General features: G+C 57.2%; 15 protein-coding genes and 2 pseudogenes. 8 read left to right on the plus strand and 9 right to left on the minus strand.

Going from position 1 to position 20,915, the window contains the following annotated elements:
- Positions 1–35: 35 nt before the first annotated feature.
- Together AOA60_RS01900 and AOA60_RS01905 are read left to right on the plus strand one after the other, a co-directional pair.
- Positions 36–1,352 (plus strand): annotated as a pseudogene (locus AOA60_RS01900) (methyl-accepting chemotaxis protein).
- A 200-nt stretch (positions 1,353–1,552) separates the two neighbouring features.
- Complete coding sequence (locus AOA60_RS01905) at positions 1,553–1,927, plus strand: histone-like nucleoid-structuring protein, MvaT/MvaU family (protein WP_099582854.1); 375 nt, start codon at positions 1,553–1,555, stop codon at positions 1,925–1,927.
- Between the two features lie 429 nt (positions 1,928–2,356).
- On the opposite strand, the gene AOA60_RS01915 is transcribed toward AOA60_RS01905, so the two are convergent.
- Both AOA60_RS01915 and AOA60_RS32590 read right to left on the minus strand, forming a co-directional pair.
- Entirely contained in the window at positions 2,357–3,970 is a 1,614-nt protein-coding gene (locus AOA60_RS01915; RefSeq protein ID WP_099582857.1) for a hypothetical protein, read from the minus strand.
- A gap of 151 nt (positions 3,971–4,121) precedes the next feature.
- A complete protein-coding gene (locus AOA60_RS32590) occupies positions 4,122–4,298 on the minus strand; it encodes a hypothetical protein (protein WP_158235017.1) in 177 nt (58 codons plus the stop codon).
- A 353-nt stretch (positions 4,299–4,651) separates the two neighbouring features.
- On the opposite strand from AOA60_RS32590, the gene AOA60_RS01920 reads away from it, so the two are divergent.
- Positions 4,652–5,452, plus strand: a complete 801-nt coding sequence (locus AOA60_RS01920; protein ID WP_099582859.1) for a GNAT family N-acetyltransferase — start codon at positions 4,652–4,654, stop codon at positions 5,450–5,452.
- A gap of 126 nt (positions 5,453–5,578) precedes the next feature.
- Here the strand turns inward: AOA60_RS01920 and AOA60_RS01925 are convergent.
- From AOA60_RS01925 to AOA60_RS01945, 5 genes and pseudogenes are all read right to left on the minus strand, one after another.
- Positions 5,579–7,104 (minus strand): annotated as a pseudogene (locus tag AOA60_RS01925) (IS66 family transposase).
- Between the two features lie 83 nt (positions 7,105–7,187).
- Positions 7,188–7,523: an IS66 family insertion sequence element accessory protein TnpB gene (gene tnpB / locus AOA60_RS33770; RefSeq protein WP_143522362.1), complete on the minus strand. Its 336-nt coding sequence runs from the start codon at positions 7,521–7,523 to the stop codon at positions 7,188–7,190.
- Positions 7,520–7,852 (minus strand): transposase, encoded by a 333-nt coding sequence (locus AOA60_RS32120; protein WP_055004220.1) that lies wholly within the window; start codon positions 7,850–7,852, stop codon positions 7,520–7,522. The genes tnpB and AOA60_RS32120 overlap by 4 nt, the downstream gene beginning before the upstream one ends.
- 254 nt (positions 7,853–8,106) lie before the next feature.
- Positions 8,107–9,375 carry a site-specific integrase gene (locus AOA60_RS01940; protein ID WP_099582862.1) on the minus strand — a complete coding sequence of 423 codons (1,269 nt, stop codon included), beginning with the start codon at positions 9,373–9,375 and terminating at the stop codon, positions 8,107–8,109.
- A gap of 152 nt (positions 9,376–9,527) precedes the next feature.
- Positions 9,528–10,442 carry a LysR substrate-binding domain-containing protein gene (locus tag AOA60_RS01945; RefSeq protein WP_099582864.1) on the minus strand — a complete coding sequence of 305 codons (915 nt, stop codon included), beginning with the start codon at positions 10,440–10,442 and terminating at the stop codon, positions 9,528–9,530.
- 247 nt (positions 10,443–10,689) lie between these two features.
- Here AOA60_RS01945 and AOA60_RS01950 point away from each other — a divergent pair, with 247 nt between their 5' ends.
- The 4 genes from AOA60_RS01950 (at position 10,690) to pgm (ending at position 16,968) form a co-directional block, all read left to right on the plus strand.
- Complete coding sequence (locus AOA60_RS01950; RefSeq protein ID WP_099582865.1) at positions 10,690–11,712, plus strand: zinc-dependent alcohol dehydrogenase family protein; 1,023 nt, start codon at positions 10,690–10,692, stop codon at positions 11,710–11,712.
- A gap of 694 nt (positions 11,713–12,406) precedes the next feature.
- On the plus strand, positions 12,407–13,825 hold the full coding sequence (locus AOA60_RS01955) for a hypothetical protein (RefSeq protein ID WP_099582866.1): 1,419 nt from the start codon (positions 12,407–12,409) through the stop codon (positions 13,823–13,825).
- Entirely contained in the window at positions 13,822–15,228 is a 1,407-nt protein-coding gene (locus AOA60_RS01960; protein ID WP_099582868.1) for a PLP-dependent aminotransferase family protein, read from the plus strand. The genes AOA60_RS01955 and AOA60_RS01960 overlap by 4 nt, the downstream gene beginning before the upstream one ends.
- 96 nt (positions 15,229–15,324) lie before the next feature.
- Positions 15,325–16,968 carry a phosphoglucomutase (alpha-D-glucose-1,6-bisphosphate-dependent) gene (gene pgm, locus AOA60_RS01965; protein WP_099582870.1) on the plus strand — a complete coding sequence of 548 codons (1,644 nt, stop codon included), beginning with the start codon at positions 15,325–15,327 and terminating at the stop codon, positions 16,966–16,968.
- Positions 16,969–17,125: 157 nt separating this feature from the next.
- Here the strand turns inward: pgm and AOA60_RS01970 are convergent, their stop codons facing one another.
- Entirely contained in the window at positions 17,126–17,821 is a 696-nt protein-coding gene (locus AOA60_RS01970) for a pirin family protein (protein WP_099582871.1), read from the minus strand.
- Between the two features lie 219 nt (positions 17,822–18,040).
- Here AOA60_RS01970 and AOA60_RS01975 point away from each other — a divergent pair, with 219 nt between their 5' ends.
- On the plus strand, positions 18,041–20,488 hold the full coding sequence (locus tag AOA60_RS01975; RefSeq protein WP_099582873.1) for a UvrD-helicase domain-containing protein: 2,448 nt from the start codon (positions 18,041–18,043) through the stop codon (positions 20,486–20,488).
- Positions 20,489–20,499: 11 nt separating this feature from the next.
- Here AOA60_RS01975 and AOA60_RS01980 read toward each other — a convergent pair whose 3' ends face one another.
- On the minus strand, positions 20,500–20,772 hold the full coding sequence (locus AOA60_RS01980; RefSeq protein WP_099582874.1) for a DUF1652 domain-containing protein: 273 nt from the start codon (positions 20,770–20,772) through the stop codon (positions 20,500–20,502).
- Positions 20,773–20,915: the final 143 nt, after the last annotated feature.

The raw sequence follows: 20,915 nt of genomic DNA on the forward strand, positions 1-20,915 counted from the left end.
AAAAACAACTTGCATTAATCTGCAACGGTGCCGCTATGTTCAATTCCCATTTGAAGAATACAATCCAGGCGCAACACGATGAACTGGCAACACTGCGGCAACTGCACGCGGGAATGGATAAGGTAATGCTCTCGATCACCTTGGATCCAGAATTTCGCATAGTCGCCAGCAACGCGCTGTTCAGCCAGACCTTGGGCTACACCGCCGAAGCCTTCAGGGGGCGGCTCATGAGGGAGATCGTCCCGGTCGACGAGACCCAAGTGCCGTGCTCGCGCAATTTTCGCTCCGCCGTGGCCAGCGGTGATCCGGTAAGTGGCACCTACCGCTTCCTGCACAGCGACGGCCGCTTGTTTTGGTTGATAACCGTATGGCAACCGATCCGGGGTGTGGACGGCAGGCTGAGTCATATCCAGGGATATGCCAGTGATGTCACCGATAGTACTGAAAGTGGCAGAGAGAACGAGGCGATCATCAAAGCCCTGCTACGGTCCACGGCGGTCATCGAGTTTGACTTGAGCGGGTACGTATTGACCGCTAATGATCAATTCCTGCGCGGTATGGGTTATGCCTTAGGGCAAATCAAGGGCAGGCACCACAGCAAGTTCTGCACGGCTCAGGAAGCTGCGTCTAGCCGATATAACGAGTTCTGGGCAGCCTTTAATCGTGGTGAATTCGTCGCCAGTCGTTTAAAGCGCGTTGACAGCAAAGGCCGAGAAATCTGGCTCGAAGCCACCTACAACCCCGTGTATGACGCCGAGGGCAACCTCTACAAGGTAGTGAAATTCGCCACAGTGGTCACCGATCAGGTCGAGCGCGAGAACGAGGTTGGCGCCGCAGCAGGCATTGCTTTTGAAATCTCCCAAAAGACGGACCTCAGTGCTCAGCGCGGCGCCGCAGTGGTTCGTGACACAGTGGAGACTATGCGAAAGATCTCAGAGGAAATGCAAGCGACCTCGGGCGGTATCGAAGCGCTGGGCAAGCAGTCGCTGCTGATCAGCTCCATCGTGCAGACCATAGGCGGCATCGCTCATCAAACCAACCTGCTGGCCCTCAACGCAGCCATCGAGGCCGCGCGCGCTGGCTAGCAGGGCAGGGGTTTCGCAGTGGTGGCCGACGAAGTTCGCCAACTAGCCTGGCGTACCAGCACGGCAACTGAGGAAATCGTTAGCGTGGTCCAACAAAACCAGACGTTGGTAGACGAAGCGGTGCGCAGTGTTACCAGCAGCAGGGGCCAGGCCGAGCAAGGTCTGAGCCTTGCCAATGAGGCAGGTTCGGTGATTGTCGAGATCCAAGATGGCGCACGGCAGGTCGTCGGCGCAGTGAGCCGCTTCGCCAATCAGCTAAGTAATTGAGCCGTTCGGTTGCAATGAGTCGCTTCTAGTTTCTTAGGACCCTATTGAGTGAGCGGCCACTTGTCACCGATTGCTGGGCGACGGAGAAAACATCCGGTGCTGGTCCGACTTTAGAGGAAACGCTGCCCGGCCTGGCCTCATTATTAGGCGTAGGTCGGTGTGGTGCTACACATTGAGAACATCTTATTTAGGAAATGCAAATGTCCAAATTGGCAGAATTTCATGAACTAGAAAAGTATCTGGCCGAACAACTAGTAGCCTTGGAGTCAATGAAATGTGACTCCGGCCTGCAACGCGAAATCGAATTCGAGCGAAAGCTGTGCGGACTGCTGGGCGAGTATAGCTATAGCTTGCATAATATTATCGCTCTCCTCGATCCAAATGCTGCGAGTCGTCAGGCTCAAGTTGGTATTTCTGCTCCGGCAAAACGCACGCGCCGCGCTTGTCAAACCAAGCAATACCATAATCCGCACACCGGCGAAGTTATCAAAACCAAAGGTGGCAACCACACGCGGCTTAAACAGTGGAAAACCGAGCACGGCGCCGATGTGGTTGAGTCTTGGCTTAAGACATGACCGCATAAACCACTCGCATAAAAGCTCTGTGTCCAGACTGTGTGAAAACCCACTGAAGGCCAGCCCAACAACCGCCCGACTTGTTCGGGGCGTTTTGTTTGTGCGCCAGGCATGGCGCGTTGCGCGTAAGCGCTCAACTAGCTTGGCTGTGGTGGCCTCGCTGGTGACTTGGAGGTGAAAGCCCCTCTACACACCCGGCAAGGGGAAGTGTTAGCCAGAGGCGAGGGTGTCGCGGGTGACTGCGAATCCGAAGGAAGCCCGAGGCAAATTGCTGGCCTGACGAACTGGAATCGGATAGAGGCGGCGCAGCGGGGTAAGAAGGCGATCACCCTCACAGTGCTCTCTGAGTTATTCAATTTCGGAGAGTACCTCCATCATGATCTGTGACATAAGTATAGGGCCAAGTGTAATGTCACTTCAAAAAACACGTCATTCTTGCATGCATTTTTCTATCGCTTGATCAAAGCTCTTCACGTTGTGCCTCAGAACGTGATCAAGTTTCTTGTAAATCCGATAAAGCTCTTGGTGATAACCTTCCTTAGCATACCCGTTGACAAAAATTATCGAGTTGATGAACGTATGCGTCACCGAGGCTGCTTCCTTTCGATCCTGAAATCGCTCTAATCTCCCCAAGCTGATTTCAAGAACATATCCCTTGAACCGATCATCGATTTTTTTTGAAAGTAAAATGTATTGGGTAATGGTCCCCAGCGCCTCACCGGCCTGTTTAGATATATAGTGACCATCAAAGCTAGGTTCATTACTAATCTGGTCTATTACTAGAGATACATTCACCTCAAAGCAATCATCAATCCAATTTGAGGTAATGCTAACGATCTCATAAAGCAAGAAATGAAAAGGTGTGGGCCACTCATGGATCGAGTCGTCAGGCTGCTGATCTCGTAGCTGCTTAAGTATCTTGTCAGTAAAGTGCGTGAAATAGAATAGCCAGAGGTGGTCTTGTATCCCCTGGTGTATTCCTTCATGAATCATAATTTCGAACAATTTGATGCCCGCATAGATGGGGCACCGGTACTTGCCAATCTGTTCGTAATACCCTAGGGGACGATTATAGGCTTCGATAAGCTTCTGATCTTCATCGATAAATCTACAAACATTTTCGCCGATGGGCTGATACAGGGCTAGGTGGTCGACGGTAGTTATATCTTGAAAAAAGAAGTGAAGAATACGGTTCGAACGCGGTAGGGAAAGCCTGTACCGGCCATTCAAGTTACGATTATTTTTTAACTCGCTGTACAGTAAGCTGTTGCTGTCAGCGATGAGTGCGGACACAAAAAGCTCTGTAAATTCCTCGCGGACCACCTCAGGAATCGACAAGATTTTGAGACAAAAATAAGGATGACACACAGATAAGTACGCAACAAATTGCGGTTGGTTAAGAATGGTTTTCAGTAGACCCCGCGCCTTATCCGCAAGACTATCCCGGGCGGAGAGTTTTGAATCTAACCGGGTAAGGACTGACCGAAGACGCGATTTAACGGCACCTTCGCGAGCCTCGCAGAGATGCAGTTCGCCGTTCTCCATACGGAGCCTCGAAGGGGGCGACGCTGGTGTGATTTTCTTGACGATACGAATAAGCCAAGAACGGTGCTTGGCGAATTTGAAGAGCTTGAAAAGGTGCGGTTCAATTAGGGTAAAAAGTTCGTCATAGCGCTTCGTCAGCAGAAAATTGTTGGCCAGCACCTCAAAGGTGTCGATTTTCCCCTTCGCAAGTTTCGGCGTTCGTGCGCGAAATAATATGTACAGCCCTAGTCCGAGCAGCAGTGAGTAGACCGCACTGCTTTTTTCGAATCCCCATTTCCATGGGCCAAAACTGTAGTACAGCCCTACCGACCGAAAGGCTTGCTCAAAAACCAGGTAGTGGACCAGCAGCAATACCCCTATCGCAATACACCAGTCAAACCAGGACATTCCCAACCGGAAGCGCAGGCGAGTGCTCGATGGCACCACTGCCCAAACAGCCGCGATCAGCCCCAATATAGTGATTAATACGCTGGTATCGATTGCAAGGGTATTCGGCATAAGCGCGCAAGGCCAGGTGAGATGAAGGGCGTCGAATCATACATGTTCATTCATACAATTTTCCTCCAAATGGCGATTCAATTCGAGGCTTAGGACCTGAGCTTTTGACCCCGTCTGGTCCAGCGGCTATTCAACCAAGCGTATCCAACCTTTAAGTGCCGATGAATTTGCGGGTCTGCCAGAAATCCAACGACTTGCGGAACTGTGCGCCAAATACGGCTTGGATCAGGAGTGTCCCTCGCTGCAAGAAATTGCCGTCCATGGTGAATCCGAGCACCAATTTCCATGCTAAGTAGTGGAGAACGAAGCAGTGAAAGTCGAAGCTCATGAATGATCTCAAGCGGGAGCCATGTTTAGTGAACCTGGATCTGTCTTTTCGGTGGGGGGCCCATTCCCTGTTGATCCTGACTCCCCGGCTTGATGATTGTTCATCCGATTGGCTGTGGGTCGAACCAAATCGCGTAGCCCGAAGCGCCCCTGTTTGTAAGCGTCCGCCGAACACATCTTGCGTGATTAAGCGGATGGCGTGGGGTTAGGAGGGTGAGCGGGCCGGATGGCTACAATGCTTTCGGCCCAAAGCGGAGGCCGGAGCAGGTTATCTACCAGCAGGTGTGTTTGCAGGTGCGTTTTGTTTAATTTGCCGCTACCTTTCTGGGAAATCACGCAATAAGGATTATGCACATGAATGTTGGAATGGCTTATGCAATTGAGGCTGCAGAAAGCGAGTATTTGTGTGCCCGCGTCGAGAGCTTGTCTCGGATAAGTGGAAACCCTTTTGGTGCTCGTGTGTTTTTCAACGAAACTTTTCCATGCTTTCAAGTGAAGGCATCACCTAGCCCGATGCTCAATCGCATCTACGGCGATAGCACCGGCAGGCCCCAGTCACTATTGAGCTTGCTCAAGGAGTCGGCAGAGTATTCGACCGTAACGCCTCTTATCGGAAAGGCCTCGACTATGGAACAGTACGCTTTTGTGGGGGAGAAGCGGCTGGAGCGGCTGAGGGGGTGGACGCATCTTCAACTCGCGTGCGCCATCGAGAACGTGGTCTTGAATCAGCACTCATTCGAAATCGAAGAGGCTACCTCAAAAACGCTTCCTGAGTTCGCAGCCGTGCATGCGAGTGGATTTCATACCAAACCAGAGCATCTTCAGTTGAGCCAGGCTTCGTTCGCAGGACTGATGCCAAATGAACGTCTGAAGATCTACGTTCTTAAAGCTGATGGAAAAATCGTCGCAGGAGCGTTGATGTACCTGGCCAGCAATGGAGTTGCCTACCTTGGGACTGCTGCCACCCGAAAAAATGCACGAGGACAGGGCTACCATGGAGCCCTGATATCTCATCGGATAGAGCAAGCAAAGAAGCACGGCAGCCTTGTGATCGCCGCGACCGCGCTTCCCAGCTCGCAAAGTCGCCGAAATTTGCAGCGTACAGGGCTAACGACATCCCACGCTCAAGCGCTATATCGCATGGTAGATAGCTGAAGTCTGCTCTTCGACGCGTCGCTGGCACCCACCGCAAAGTAACCGTCCGGTAGGCACGTCTTGAGGGATCATCTTAGGCCGATGGCGCGAGCAAGACGTAAGCGCGGGGCATCCCATCTTGCGCAACTAAATTGGTTGCCATCGATGCGGCAGCAGTTCTTCGACTTCACTCGCACGCTGCGTCGGCAGGCGTGTAAGAACATCCTTCAAGTAAGCATACGGATCATGCCCGTTGAGCCGTGCCGACTGGATCAAACTCATGATCGCCGCCGCACGTTTACCGCTGCGTAACGAGCCTGCGAACAGCCAGTTCGAGCGCCCAACAGCCCACAGCCGGATTTGATTCTCGCACCAGTTATTATCGATGGGCACAGCACCGTCATCGAGATAGCGCGTCAGCGCTATCCAGCGTTTGAGGCTGTAATCCAGCGCCTTGGCGATGGCCGAACCCTCAGGCACAAGCTGTCTTTGAGCGATCATCCAGGTATGAAGTGCGTCGGCGATTGGCGCTGCTTTTTCCTGCCGTATTCGCTGCCGATCACCCGGTTCCAGCTCTCGTACTTCTCGTTCAACTTCGTACAAGGCCGCGATGTAGTGCAGCGCTTTTTCGACGACCTGGCTCTTGTTGGTCGCGTGCAAGTCGAAGAACTTCCGGCGGGCATGGGCCATGCAGCCGATCTCCGTAACGCCCAGTTCAAAACCTGCCTTGTAACCGGCAAAGTTATCGCAGACCAGCTTGACGTTCCAACTGCCCAAGAAGGCTCGGGCATGTTCGCCAGCGCGGCTCGGGCTGAAGTCGTAAACGACCGCCGCCAGGTTGGAGAACTGACTGGTGGCATAGGCCCAGACGTAAGCGCGATGAGTTTTTTCGCGCCAGGCGTCAGCATTTGTACTGGCGTCTCGTCGGCGTGAACGACGCCGTGCGTCAGCACGGCTTCGCGCAGCGCATCAACCAGCGGCTGTAATTGCACGCCGCAGTTGCCCACCCACTGCGCCAAGGTCGAACGGGCGATGGGCAGCCCGGCGCGGCCGAAGATTTTCTCTTGGCGATACAGCGGCAGATGGTCGGCGAACTTGGCCACCATGATGTGGGCCAGCAGGCCGGCGGTCGGGATGCCCTTGTCGATGACCTGCGCCGGAACTGGTGCCTGGATCACGGTTTCGCACTGATCGCAGACCCACTTGCCACGGATGTGACGCTCCACGGTGAACACGCCCGGCGTGTAGTCGAGCTTCTCGCTGACATCCTCGCCGATGCGCTTGAGGGTGCAACCGCACTGGCAGTGGCTGTTGTCCGGTTCGTGATGGATCAGTGAGCGAGGAAACTGCGGTGGCAGAGGTGCGCGCTTGGGTTGCTGGCGCACTTTGGCTTCGACAGGTGCCGGTTGCAGCGCCTCAAGTTCGGCTTCGATAGCGGCGATATTCGTATCGATCAAGTCGTCGAGCAGGCTGGCTTGATCCGGGCTCAACTGCTCGCTGCGCTTGGCAAACTTGAAGCGTTTGAGCAGCGCGATCTCGTGGGCCAGTTTCTCGTTGACCGACTTGTGATGAGTGATTTGCTTGTCCATCGTTTCGACGCGCTGGATCAACTGCGCCGCCAATGCGAGCAGTTCTTCAGGGTTTAATTGATCGAGATTCGGATGCGAAGTCATGCCGCCGATTTTGCCAGAGAGGGCTAGTGGCGGCGATAGACTGATGGGCCAATTGCGCTGGCAAGCATGCCATGGCAGGCGAGTTAGAGGACTGTGATGGCTCCTCCGGAACCGACGCGTTGCCAAGGTAAGCCGAGCACCAAGGCTTGAAGTTGCTCTGCATCCAACTCGACTTCAGAGTCGTGCCGCACGCCTGGCCAAAAGAAGCGCCCTTGATTCAAGCGCCGGGCTGCAAGCCAAATCCCCACGCCGTCATGCACCAACACTTTCATACGATTGGCGCGCCGGTTGGTGAATAGATAAGCACAGTGCGGCTTCGCCGCACCGAACACCGCCACGACCCGCGCCAGCGCAGTTTCAGTGCCTGCGCGCATGTCCATGGGCTCGATGGCGAGCCAGATGGAGTCGATGCGGATCATCGCAGCAGGTCTCGCAGGAAAGCAGAACACCCCGCTGCATTTTCTGCCGGCCAACTCACCACAACTACGCCTTTTGAATACGGCACTTCGATTCGGATCGTGGCAGAAAGGGCCTGATGCATCGGCACCGGCGGCGATGTCTTGACCGGGATGAAGGCGGTCTGGAGTGTCAGGTTTTTCTGCGCATGCACGCGTATCCATTTATGGACGAGGTTGGCGTTGAGATTGTGGGTCAACGCGACATTGGCGATCGAGGTGTCAGGCTGCGCGCATTCGGCGATGACCTGGGCCTTGAAGGACTTGGAATAGGAACGGCGTTCTTGTGGCATAGGCGTCCGCTTAAAAAGCTAAAAATGGTGTCAGTTCAATTTAGGTGGACACATCGCCTCAAGCGACGGTGACAGGAAGATGTGTTGCCCGGACGGTTACCCCTGTTTGGCCCTTGATACCTTTCAAAAGCAAGTCCAGAATTGAGTCTTTTCTTGCTTAAGAAAGAAAAGAAACCCCTTAGATTTCAATGGGTCGGACGCCAGATTTGAATCTCGTTTCCCGCTCCAATCTGCTGAGTTTTTTCGCTGTATCGTCAATCTGTCGTCATCCGCTCTGCATTTTGCCGCAACTGGTCTAAGTAGTTCGCCCATTGCTGGGCGGCCTCCCGGCGTTGCACTAACAGCTGCGCGCGCGCATACACGGCCCCCAAAGCTCCTGGCATCCGGTGGGATAACGACAGTTCGAGCACGATTGGATCGATACCCAAGTGCTCGTGGGCAATAGTCCGGTAGGTGGCGCGAAAGCCGTGTGCTGTGATGCCGTACTCCGGCCAAATACGCTGAAAGGACTTGAGCATGGAGGTTGGATTGATGGGGCGGCCCGGATAGACCGGCGAGACGAATACCCAACCTTTGCCTTCTTCATCGACCACGCGGGTTTTACGTAGCTCCCGCAACAGGGCCAAGGCTTGCTCGGGGAGCGGCACGACGTGCTTGCTCTTGTCCAGATGCTTGGTCTTGCCCACCACATAACGCCAATCGGCTCCCACCAAGTCGACGTCTTCCCAGCGCATCTGCACCAGTTCGCCAGGGCGGACAGGCAACATGACCAGCAAGCGCATTGCGGTGGCAACGCTGCCGTTGCTGCAGTCATCCAGTCGCAGCAGAAACCTGCCTAGGTCGGCTGGCCTTTCGATCGCCGGGTTGCTGGTGACGACGTGGCGGATCCTCAACTCCTCGATGTTGCTGAGTGCCACGTTGCGCTCCACCCAGCCGCGCCCCTCGGCAAAGCCCAAAATTGCACGGATGATGGTGCGCACGCGCCGAGCCATGGCCATGGTGCGCTGGCGCCGCAGCTCGGTGATAATCGTGGTGATGTGCTCCAGCTTGATCTCGCTGACTGGCTTTTTGCCAATGGCAGGCAAGATGTGGTTGTTCAGAGCTCCGCGGAAACCCGCGATGGATTTGGTCACCAGTTCGGCAGACTTGAATGCCAACCAATGCTCGGCCACGTAGGCGAAGGTGCGCTCTTCGTTGAGCAACTGTGTCTCGATCTTGGCGGTCTTGGCTTTGAGCGGGGCGATGTGGTTAGCCACGTCACGGCGTGCACCGCGGGCAATGTCGCGTGCCTCCTTCAGCCCGATGTCGGGGTACGCACCAATCGAGAATCGGTTCTCCTTGCCGTGCAGCCGATACTTTAAGCGCCAGGACTTGGAAGGGGATTTTCCGACCTTGCTCGACGCCCTCACCTCCAAGTAGAGACCAGGGACTTCGCCGTCGGCGTGTTTGCCGGGTTCGGTCAGCGAGCGGATGAAGGCATCGCTGAGTTTTCGTCTGAAAACAGGCGCGTTATCTGGGGGCATCGGTGGGGGCACCGTTTTTTAAGAGTCAATATTTGCCCCTAATTATGCCCCCATAAGCTCTGGAATTCATTGGATTTAGACAGGCGGCAGTGGACTGAGCTATCTATAAAACCTTGTTATTAAATGGTTTTATGGATTTTAGTGGAATTCCATTATAGGCTATCGGGATCCCCAAAAAACATCTGAATCCGCGACCTAAGCCACCGCTCCCCCGGATCATTATCCTGCGAGCCGCGCCACGCCATGTGCAGTTCAAATGAACGCACCGGCAACGGTGGATCTTCGGAGCGCAAGCCGCCGGCCGATGTCAGCGCTTCGGCGGCATAATCCGGCACGGTGGCGAGGATATCGGTGCCCGCCAGCAAGGTACCCAGGCCGTTGAACTGCGGCACGGCCAGGACCACGTGGCGTTTGCGATCGAGCTTTTCCAACTCTTCATCGATAAACCCGCTCAAGTCCCCGGCAAATGACACCAGGGCATGGGGGCGGGCGCAGAAGTCGTCCAGGCTCAGGGCGCCGGGGACGCTGTCGGCACGCAGCAGTTTGGGCAGGCTGCGGCGCAATACTTTGCGCTTGGCGTTGGCCGGCAGGTCGGCGGTGTAGCTGACGCCGATGGAGATTTCGCCGGAAGCCAGCAGGCCTGGCATCAGGATGTAATTCACGCGACGCACCACCAGTACGATGCCTGGGGCTTCGGCGCGCAGGCGTTTGAGCAGTTGGGGCAGCAGGGCGAATTCAACATCGTCGGACAGGCCGATACGGAACACGGCGGTGCTGGTTGCCGGGTCGAACTCGGCGGCGCGGCTGACGGCGGTGGAAATCGAGTCCAGGGCCGGGGAGAGCAGGGCGAAGATTTCCACCGCACGGGCCGAGGGCTCCATGCTGCGGCCGGTGCGCACAAACAGCGGGTCGTCAAACAGCCCGCGCAGGCGTGACAATGCCGCACTGATGGCCGGCTGGCCGAGGAATAGCTTCTCGGCGGCGCGGGTCACACTGCGCTCGTGCATCAAGGTTTCGAATACGATCAAGAGGTTAAGGTCGACACGACGCAGGTCGTTACGGTTCATCTTGTGTCCTGGAAGAGTCAGCTGACTTGACGAGAGCGGCCACATACAAACGATGACCAGCATTAATCTTACGGGGAAAGGCTGGTACTCTGCACAGGATAATTGACTTTTCCTACGATGGTTGAGGTCTATTTCTTATACGTGGAATCAATGACAGGCATGTCGACTATTAATGGCGACCTGTGGTCTTACCCGCAAAGCCCAGATAAAGTTCATGGCATTAGAGGTTACTTTGACGAGGTTTGCGATGTCCCGCACGATCCGTTTTCACAAGTTTGGTCCGGCCGAGGTGCTCAAATGCGAAGAGCATGCAGCCGCGCAGCCCGCACCGGGCGAAGTGCAGGTGCGTGTCGAGGCGATTGGCATCAGTTGGTATGACATTTTGTGGCGCCAGAACCTGGCATCGTCCCATGCCCGTCTTCCATCAGGCCTGGGCCATGAGATGGCCGGTGTGGTTGTCGCCCTTGGCGAAGGCGTAGATGACTTGGCAGTGGGCGATAAAGTGGCCAGTTTTCCGGCCGAGAGCCCCAATGATTATCCGGTGTATGGCGAGCAGATCGTCTTGCCCCGTTCGGCCCTGACCCGTTACCCGGACGTCCTGAGCCCTATCGAAGCCAGCGTGCACTACACGCCGCTGTTGATTGCTTACTTTGCCTATATGGATCTGGCCCGGGTCAAACCGGGGCAATTTGCGCTGGTCACCGACGCCAGTCACTGCGCCGGTCCGTCCTTTGTACAGCTGGGCAAGGCCTTGGGTGTGCGGGTGATTGCCGCGACCAAGGACAGCACCGAGCGTGACTACCTGTTGTCCCTTGGGGCAGAGAAGGTGATTGCCACCGAAGAGCAGGACCTGCTGATGCAAATCAACAAGTTCACTGACAACCGCGGCGTCGACGTGGTCTTCGATGGTTTGGGCGGCCCGCAGATGTCCTTGCTCGGCGACGTGCTGGCACCCCGAGGTAGCCTGGTGCTGTATGGCTTACAGGGCGGAAACCAGACGCCGTTCCCAGCGTGCGCGGCGTTCCAGAAGAATATTCAGTTCTTCGTGCACTGCATCGGTAATTTCACCGGTAAACCGGAACTGGGCATCATCCAGGACCGTGTGGCGTTACAGCGTGCATTGCGTGATATCAACCAATTGACCGCCGACCGCGTGCTGGTGCCGTTGAAAACCACGGTGTTCCCGTTCAATCAGTTCGTGGAAGCCCACCGTTATATGGACGAATGCCCGTGCCGCGAGCGTGTTGCGTTGCAGGTTGCGGCTGTTTGAGCTGTAGGAGTATTCGTAAATGAATGCTCCCGTGTCTGAGTGAAGGGGGCAAATGCGCCATTTGACAGGGCTTAACCCGCCCGCCCCGAAAGGTGCCGACCTGGCACGTTAGCCCCTAAATCCTGCTGTTCCTCCCTGACGCCGCCCTGAATCCCAGCGCGGCGTCTTTGTGTGCGCGACATTTACGTGCCAGCGGTCGCTCATCTGCACTGGTTTTCGGCCAGCTTCTGTATCTATTAATCATTATTACAACGCTGATAATTGCGCCTTCACTTTCATCTCAAGGATTGAGCAATGATTGAATCAAGTAGTTATTTGAACGATGAGTGCGGCGAACATGCGAACTCCGCAAGGCAGGTACTTTCATACAGGCTGCCGGCTTGCACAAAAAGAAAGTTGCTTGAGTCTGGTTTGTCGGACACTTCTTTAAAAGGTTGGTTAAAAATGCGTAGGAGCTTGTCGGAAGAGTCCTAAGGGTGCGCTTTTATCAAGATAACCCCTTTAAATTCATTGGGTTGCATGGTCTCAGTGTTGAGGTGAGCACCCAAGGAGATCCATGTCGTTTTGTTGCGCGGTGCTAGTGTTTATCCATCGACGCACAACGCGGTGCGCGATTTTCCTACACGCACAATAGGTCGGGCAGATACGGTCAGTAGTTGCTCGAAACTGATATTTCAACTCGGGTAGTAGAACTATGAGCACTATTCACGAACAAGCTATGAATCATGTTTATCAGCAAGTTCTGCAGCGTTTGATTGGGCATCTTAATCGCGCGAGCCGCACGGCTCTTCAATTACTGGTCCAACGGATCGTTGTGGCGGCAGGGGGCATGGAGCAGGTGGGGGATTTCAAGGTGCTGGTCGCCCACAGCGGGGGCGAAGTCAGCAGCTATACCCTGGCGTTACTGCGCGCGGCCCAATTGACCATTGCCGGCCGGGCGCCGCGCACCTTTGAACTGAGAGTCGCGACGTTGCGGCACGCGGGCATGACTGAGGGGCACCTCGAGACGATCAATCGCGGCTATGGTCGCTTGTTTCTGCATGACGATCCGCGCGTCGAGTTGCTGGTGGTGGAAAACCGGGAAGTACAGCCCTTCAATCACCACCGCCCCGCCTCGGCGGCCGGGCGTGAGGCCAGCCAACGCAATATGTTGATGATGGGCCACCTGAGCGCGGGCGACTGCCGCGCCACACTGTGTAACGACACTTACCTGGCTATGGGTGATTTCTACCAGCGGGTCACCACCTGCAATGGCGGCGTCCATGCACTGGTCAGTGGCGACTCCCCGCGCAAACAACGTCAGTTTTTTGCCTGGCTCAAGAAAGCCGCCCAGAACGCGGGCCTCGCCGTGCCAAATGGCTATCCATCCTCGCTCAACGCGTTGTTCGCGTGCATGGACGAGTGGAGCGATGGCTATTACCGGGATCTGTTCGGTGAGCATTATGTGGCGAGCGATAACCCGAGCAAGGCGGGGCATCGTCACTTGGCCTACATCGGCATCGCCGATCTACTGGAAGATGTCGACCTCATGTCGACAACCTTGTTGACCGAGTTCATGGCCTATACGCCGGACCCGCTGGGCTTTCACTTTAGCCATCCGGCTTATTCCAATCCGTTGCTGATGGCTCATCTGCGCGGACTGCAGGCCGAGAGCCTACGTGAGCTGGAGTATGAAGAAGGGGTGCAAGACTTTGTGCAGCAAGCCGCTTCTTACCTGCGCCGTCTGCGCATGTCCGACGATGTGCTCGCGGAGGTCGGGACCCGTGAAGGCCGCATTCTGTCGGCTACTTACGCACAACAGTTCTTTGGCCTGGATGAAACCCAACTGACCTGCCTGTTGTTCTCGCCGTTTCTTCATCACGGCGAGCGACTGGAAGGTTATTTGCGCCAATGCCATCCGGGCATGCTGGTGGCGCTGCCCGAGTTGCACAAAGTCCTTCAGGGCAAACCCTGCGCCGAGATGCTGCAACAGTGGGTAACGGACACCAGCGGCTTGCCCCTGTGCTTGTTGCAGCACCTGTACGGCAAGCGGCCTCGGCTCAGTGTTAAACGCAGGCGTCCAGTCGCAAGGGCCCATGGCGCCGCCCAGACTGTGCAATTGTCCGAGCGATGACGCCGCGCACGGAGCGTCAGGCGGACTTTGCGTATCAGGCGGTCTATCGCTACATGATCAGCCTGATCAATGAAGCCAGTACCGACACCCGGGTAAAATTGCCGTCATTGCGGCAGTTGGCCGTGCGCCTGAACGTGTCGATTTCGACGATCCAGTACGCCTACGCGCTGCTGGAGAAGGAGGGCAGGGTCTATTCAGTGGCCAAGTCGGGGTACTACGCTTGGCCAAAGTCGATAAACCCTTTGGCGTGGAGCGGCGGGGACCTGCTCGACCGCCTCTACGCGGCAGCCCGGCGCCCCGGCATGGTGGTGCTCAGTAGCGACGAGCCGGCGTTGCTAGGCTCCCTGGATGAAACATTGCTGAGGCTGGAGCGTGAGCTCGTGCGCCAGCATCCATCGCATCTGCAGCCGTGGTCCCAGCCTTGCGGTGTGTGGGAATTGCGGGCGGCGCTGGCGGCCCGGTATACCTCGTCGCCAACGCACTGCTGGCATGCTGACGACGTGTATATCGGTGCCGACCTGCGCGGCGTGCTCGACATTCTGATCGAAGTGCTGGGCCTGCGCGGCACCACCGTGATTGTGGAATCGCCCTGCGACTGGCTGATCCTGCGCCTGTTGCAGGACGCCGGGGTGCACATCATCGAACTTCCCTGGACGCCGGAGGGCGGCCTGGATCGCGCCGCATTGGAAAGGCTGCTGCGTGAAGAGGCGGTGCATCTGGTGTTGTTCTCCTCTACGGTCAGCCTGCCCTCTGGCGTGGCGATGTCGGTCGACGATCGCCTGGACGCGGCCCGGTTGCTGGGCCAGTACGGGTGCTGGTTGCTGGAAAACGATACGTTTGGTGAGCTGGGTTTCGGCGCGCCGCAGACGGCATTGCGTGAAGAAGTGAACCCTGAGCGACTGATCGTGTTTTCTTCATTCGAGAACACACTTGGCTCGGAAGCGTCTTACGGTTATCTACTGTCCCGACGCATGAGCAATGAATTGCAGCGCCAGTTCCTGCTGCGCTCATTCCGCTTGTCGTCGATCCGCCAGCGTGCGATTGCGCGCCTGTACCAAAACGGACGGATTGATCAGCATCTGGGCACATTGCGCCAACAGCTGAGCGAGCAAGCCGCGCATATGAGTCAGCGCCTGCTGCATTACTTGGGCGACCAGGTGACCTGCCGCATGCCGAACGCAGGCGCCGCCTGCTGGCTGCAGTCCACCCGAGCAGTGGACATGCGCCAGGTGTTCCAGCGTTTGCTGGCGCAGCAAGTGGTCATTGCACCCGGCGAGCTGTTCAGTGTCAGCGGGTTGCATCATCAGAACTTGCGCTTGAGCCATGCTTTTCGTGGGCAAGCCAGCCTGGATGTTGCCCTGGCAGCGTTGAGTGAAGCGCTGCGGCAGGCGCAGACTGCGTGAAGTTTCTCTGACGGTTGTAGGATCTATACCGTCGCACCGTAGTCCAACACTTAGTAAACTGCGATTTTTCCATATCCTTCTTTCCGAGGTTCATGCATGACAATCAGTCCTTTTGCGGGCAAACCGGCGCCAGCCCAGTTGCTGGTGGATATCCCGCGACTGGTGACGGCCTATTACACCGGCCAGCCTGATGCAGCGATCTCCACCCAGCGCGTGGCCTTTGGTACTTCCGGCCACCGTGGCAGCTCCTTCGAGCTGAGCTTCAACGAATGGCATGTCCTCGCCATCAGCCAGGCCATCTGCCTGTACCGGGAAGCCCAGGGCATCAACGGCCCACTGTTTGTCGGCCTGGACACCCACGCCCTGTCGACCCCAGCCGGCGCCAGCGCCCTGGAAGTGTTGGCGGCCAACGGCGTTCACGTGATGCTGGCTGAAGGCGACGAATACACGCCGACCCCGGCGATCTCCCACGCCATCATCTGCTACAACCGCGGCCGTACCAGCGGCCTGGCTGACGGCATTGTCATCACGCCGTCCCACAACCCGCCGCAAAGTGGCGGCTACAAGTACAACCCACCCAACGGCGGCCCGGCCGATACCCACGTGACCAAGTGGATCGAAGCCAAAGCCAATGAGTTGCTCGCCAATAAACTGGCCGGGGTCAAACGCATCACCCACGCCCAGGCACTCAAGGCCGACACCACCCATCGCCACGACTACCTCAACAGCTACGTGGCCGACCTGACCAACGTGATCGACATGGACGCCATCCGCAGCGCTGATCTGCGCCTGGGCGTTGACCCATTGGGTGGAGCAGGGGTGCGCTACTGGTCGGCGATTGCCGAGCACTACCGGTTGAATCTGGACGTGGTGAACACTGAAGTCGATGCCACCTTCCGCTTCATGAGCGTCGACTGGGATGGACAGATCCGCATGGACCCGTCTTCCAGCTACGCCATGCAGGGCTTGATCGGGCTCAAGGAGCGTTTCGACGTGGCCTTCGCCTGCGATCCGGACCACGACCGTCACGGTATCGTTACGCCATCTGGTGGCCTGTTGGCGCCGAACAACTACCTGGCGGTGTCCATCGACTACCTGTTCCAGAACCGTCCCGACTGGCGCGCCGATGCGGCCGTGGGCAAGACCGTGGTCAGCAGCGGGTTGATTGATCGCGTTGCGGCGCGCATTGGCCGCCGCCTGTACGAAGTGCCAGTAGGCTTCAAGTGGTTTGCCGATGGTTTGTTCGAGGGTTCGCTGGGTTTCGGCGGTGAAGAAAGCGCGGGTGCGTCATTCCTGCGCAAAGACGGTGCCGTATGGAGCACCGACAAAGACGGTCTGATCCCGGCGCTGCTCGCCGCAGAAATGACCTCGCGCAAAGGCCAGGACCCGAGCCAGATCTACCGTGGCCTGACTGATGCGTTGGGTGAGCCGTTCGCTATTCGTGTGGATGCCAAAGCCACCCCGGCGCAGAAGGCGTTGTTGGGCAAACTGTCGCCGGAGCAGGTGACCTCTACCCAACTGGCTGGGGAAAGCATCCAGCAGATCCTCAGCCATGCGCCGGGTAACAATCAGGCCATTGGCGGCCTGAAGGTGATGACCGAAAACGGCTGGTTCGCCGCACGGCCATCGGGCACCGAAGACATCTACAAGATCTACGCCGAGAGCTTTATTGGCGAAGATCACCTCAAGCAACTGGTTGAAGAGGCCCAGGTCCTGGTGGACGGCGCCATTTCGCAGTAACCCCGCAACCCCCGTAGCAGCTGCCGAGCGCAAGCGAGGCTGCGTTGGGCGCCCCGCAGATCGCGGGGTGTCAATACGTCCGCCACGCAGCCTCGCCAAGGCTCGACAGCTGTGACCCGAAACTTGCGATTGCCCATCTACGTGGGCTACTCCGACATCAGGCGAGGTCAACCAACACGATCTCGCTGTCTTCAACCGCCGTTACCCGCAGCACCTGCTCGTCCTCAACCGCAACACCGTCTCGCGCTTGCGCTCGCAAGCCATTGACTTCAATCACACCCTTGGCCGGCACCAGATAGGCACGGCGTCCAGTGTCCAGGCGGTACTCTGCCGTTTCCCCGGCTTTCAGGTTGGCTGCCACCAGGCGGGCATCAGCGCGGATGCGCAGGCTTTCGCTGTCACCGCTTTTGCCGCTGGCCAGGGTCACAAACCCCTCACGATCACCTTTGGGGAACGGCTTGGCGCCCCAGGACGGCGGCAAACCGGCTTCATTCGGGATAATCCAGATCTGGAAAATCCGGGTCGGCGTCGCTTCCAGGTTGTATTCGCTGTGGGCGATCCCGGTGCCTGCACTCATGACCTGCACGTCACCGGCTTCGGTCCGGCCCTTGTTGCCCAGGTTATCGGCATGGCTGATGGCGCCTTCGCGCACATAGGTGATGATTTCCATGTCACGGTGCGGATGCTGTGGAAAGCCCGTGCCTGGCGCGATGATGTCGTCGTTCCACACGCGAAGATTGCCCCAGTGCATACGCTTGGGGTCGTGGTACTCGGCGAACGAAAAATGGTGATGGGCGTCAAGCCAGCCATGGTGGGCGCCGCCCAGGGAGTTGAAAGGTCGAAGTTCCAGCATGATCGTCTCCTGTTGATGGCGCCTATGATCCAGCAGGGCATGATCGATAAAAAGCGTAAAAAATGCCTGATTCCTATCAGTGGAACCGATTGGTTAGTGGCGTTTTAACTTTCATTTCATCGCCTAACTGCATGACAACAAAGCAATTGGCTGGAACTGAGCGCCGATTCCGGCGACCATGGCGCCCTTGTCACCATCTAGCTCACCGCAGGAGTCCGCGTGCCGCAACACAAGCCTGATCTGCCTCCCGAACTGCGCCCGTTGGCGCAAATGCCCTTGCTCAAGCGTTTGGCCGCGCGCCTGTTCGGCCATGGGCTCACCCGATTGCGCGCACAGCACCGGTTTTCCTGGTTGCACGGGCAGGCTGACGGTTTTCGCAGTGGTCACGAAGCGGGTGTGGAATATGGTTATCGCGAAGGCAAGGCCGATGGCATCGAGGAGGGCCGCCAAGTCCTGCTGATCCGCGACTTTCGCCCCGATGAGCACCGTGCGCCCGGTATTGATGACAGCCTGTTCGATGATTGGCGCCTGCCCCTGACAACGCACGTGAAGAAACGCATCAAGGCCGACGTCGCCCGCTTGCTGCCGGCCCATGCCCAGCCCAGTGTGGCGCAATGGAAGATGATTTTCAGCGACACGCCATCCACTTCCGTGATCGCCGGCGCCGGTGCAGGCAAGTCCACCTCGCTGGTCCTGCGCATCCTGCTGCTCACCCATTACCTGGGCTTTGAATTGAGCTCGATGACCGTGGTGACCTTCACCCGCGAATCGCGCAAAGACTTCATCAACAAGCTCATGGAGATTCTTGGCCTGTGGGGGCAACCCCTTGACCTGAAAGAGGCTCAGGCGGTGGTGCGCACTTTTCACTCGCGCATCCTCCCGATGGTCCGCAGTCTGCCGGGGTTTGAGCGTCTGCAAGCGTTCGAGAACCTGAACGCGGGTGTCGAGGATGCTGACAATAACCCGTTCGACCTGCGCATCAACGACGCCCAGCGTCAGCAGATGAATGCCTGCTACCACCGGCTACACGGCCAGCACCCGCGCTTTCGAGAGCTGATCGCGCCATTGGCCCGGCATGGCCTGCAGCTCAAGGAGCTGGAACGTGATCACCCGGATGTGCAAAAGCGCATGGCAGTGACCGAACTGGCGGCCAAACGCGATGAAGAGCTCTGCGACGTGATCGAAGACCTGTGGTTTCGCGCTGGTGCGTGGCCGATCAAGGGCATTGAATCCAATCGCCAGACTATCGAGATCAACGGCGCTCAGTTCCATTGCCATGGTTACATCCCCGAGCTGGACGCGTGGGTGGTGCTGGGATTCGATTCCCGGGAAAACGCCCAGCTCAGCCGGCCCAATGCCAAGCTGTCAGTGCGTGCGGAATGGGCGGTTAAGCGCACCCTGTTTCAAGCTTTCTGTCGTAAGCCATTGATTTGGCTTGATAGTTACGAATCGTCCAGGCGCCTTTTAAGCAGTTTGGCGGGGGATGCCTGCGCGGGCCCTGGGTTTGATTACAAGGTCAAAGGCGAACTGGCGTCCGCGCCGTTGCTGGACAGTTTTGTCATGGCCGCCGGCTTTATCGAAAACCTTGGGTTGGACGTGCCGACGGCCGTGGGCAAGATGACCTTCGCCAAGGACGATCCTGACCGTTTCTTCTTCGAGGCCTTGAGCATTTTCTGGAAAGCCCTGGAAGATCATCTACTCGATCAGTCGCCGCCGATCATGACCTACAACCGCATGTTCTCGCTGTTCGGCGAGAACACCCCGGAAAACCTCAAGTTGCTCAGCGACCCACTGCTACGGCCGTTGTCGCACCTGATGATTGACGAGTTCCAGGATGTGTCGCCGCAGATCGTCTCGTGGATCCGTGCCAGCCTGCGGGAAATCCGCAGCCGTGGCCCGGCCATGCACGTGGGGCGCGGTGCCCAGTATTCTTCGTTGTTGTGCGTGGGCGATGATTGGCAATCGATTTACGGCTGGCGGGGCAGTTCGCCCAAGTATTTCATGGAGTTCGATCAGGAATTCCCGTCACCCAGCACCACCCGCGTGATGCTGGGCGAGAATTACCGCAGCCACCAACACATCATCGACGCTGCCGAGCACATCGTACGCGCCGCGCCGGCCATCCCCGGCAAGAAAGCCAAGGCCAGTGGCACGCCCAAGGCGTTGGAGCCAGTCAAGGTACTGGTGCGTGACGATGCGGCGCTGGGTCGCCAGTTGCTGGAGCACTATCAAAAGGGCGATTCAGTATTAATGCTGTATCGAAAAAGTAGCGATAAGCTACTGATTAAAGAGCATATTCAGTCAGTAGTTAATGTGGATTCTAGCTTGCCGGCTCAGTCACGCAGGTTGAAACAGCTGACCTATCACAGTGCTAAAGGCTTGCAGGCGGACGCCGTGTTTCTGCTGGGAGATTGCCAGCACCTGACCAGTTCGCCCTATAAGAACCAGGTCTATCGCATGGCTGGCCTGGGTAAATCTGGCGACAGCGAACCCTATGACTCGGCGCAAAAGGACGAAGTGCTGCGCCTGGCGTACGTGGGCATCACCCGGGCCGTCAGCCATTGCTACTGGTATGTGGAAAAGCCCGAAGGCCAGGCAGTGAATATGCCTAAGGCCTCGGAGCGTGTAGACGGGAAGAAGGCGTTTTTTGACGATCAGCGCAGCTAAAGGCTGATCGATCACGCCCGAAGGGATAAAGGCGGCACAAACGACTCCAACTCATCTTCCACCGCCTCGATAATCCGCTCCACGTCGGCGGCATTCATTACCGTGGCACAGGGAATGCCGGCGATGGCAATCAGCGTTTCGCCGCTGGCACGGTCGAAGAGGCGCACGATCATGCTGCCGGGCGCGTCCATGCTGCCCTCGAAGCCCATCGGATGAAAATGCCAGCGCATCAGCTGGCAGGCGTTGGGGAACGTCACTTTATTCATGTTGCCCACCTTGATCATTGAGCGCTTCCTTTAGCTCGCGGCAGGGGGCCATGACCGTCACTGGTCTTGGCAGGGTTGGTTTCAAAAATAGCATTCGTTCTCAACCGGAGGTGACTTTTTTCGCCCCGTTCGGCGGTTGTTTTCCTAAAGGTTGACGTGGG

The organism is Pseudomonas sp. 2822-17, assembly GCF_002742485.1.
Taxonomy (GTDB): Bacteria; Pseudomonadota; Gammaproteobacteria; order Pseudomonadales; family Pseudomonadaceae; genus Aquipseudomonas; species Aquipseudomonas cyclaminis.

What these genes read in the sequence shown, in the direction of transcription:
- tnpB (WP_143522362.1), bottom strand. Translation starts at nt 7,523, where the DNA reads ATGATCCGCATCGACTCCATCTGGCTCGCCATCGAGCCCATGGACATG.
- pgm (WP_099582870.1), top strand. Translation starts at nt 15,325, where the DNA reads ATGACAATCAGTCCTTTTGCGGGCAAACCGGCGCCAGCCCAGTTGCTG.
- AOA60_RS01915 (WP_099582857.1), bottom strand. Translation starts at nt 3,970, where the DNA reads ATGCCGAATACCCTTGCAATCGATACCAGCGTATTAATCACTATATTG.
- AOA60_RS01905 (WP_099582854.1), top strand. Translation starts at nt 1,553, where the DNA reads ATGTCCAAATTGGCAGAATTTCATGAACTAGAAAAGTATCTGGCCGAA.
- AOA60_RS01950 (WP_099582865.1), top strand. Translation starts at nt 10,690, where the DNA reads ATGTCCCGCACGATCCGTTTTCACAAGTTTGGTCCGGCCGAGGTGCTC.
- AOA60_RS01955 (WP_099582866.1), top strand. Translation starts at nt 12,407, where the DNA reads ATGAGCACTATTCACGAACAAGCTATGAATCATGTTTATCAGCAAGTT.
- AOA60_RS01945 (WP_099582864.1), bottom strand. Translation starts at nt 10,442, where the DNA reads ATGAACCGTAACGACCTGCGTCGTGTCGACCTTAACCTCTTGATCGTA.
- AOA60_RS01960 (WP_099582868.1), top strand. Translation starts at nt 13,822, where the DNA reads ATGACGCCGCGCACGGAGCGTCAGGCGGACTTTGCGTATCAGGCGGTC.
- AOA60_RS01920 (WP_099582859.1), top strand. Translation starts at nt 4,652, where the DNA reads ATGAATGTTGGAATGGCTTATGCAATTGAGGCTGCAGAAAGCGAGTAT.
- AOA60_RS01980 (WP_099582874.1), bottom strand. Translation starts at nt 20,772, where the DNA reads ATGATCAAGGTGGGCAACATGAATAAAGTGACGTTCCCCAACGCCTGC.
- AOA60_RS32120 (WP_055004220.1), bottom strand. Translation starts at nt 7,852, where the DNA reads ATGCCACAAGAACGCCGTTCCTATTCCAAGTCCTTCAAGGCCCAGGTC.
- AOA60_RS32590 (WP_158235017.1), bottom strand. Translation starts at nt 4,298, where the DNA reads ATGAGCTTCGACTTTCACTGCTTCGTTCTCCACTACTTAGCATGGAAA.
- AOA60_RS01940 (WP_099582862.1), bottom strand. Translation starts at nt 9,375, where the DNA reads ATGCCCCCAGATAACGCGCCTGTTTTCAGACGAAAACTCAGCGATGCC.
- AOA60_RS01970 (WP_099582871.1), bottom strand. Translation starts at nt 17,821, where the DNA reads ATGCTGGAACTTCGACCTTTCAACTCCCTGGGCGGCGCCCACCATGGC.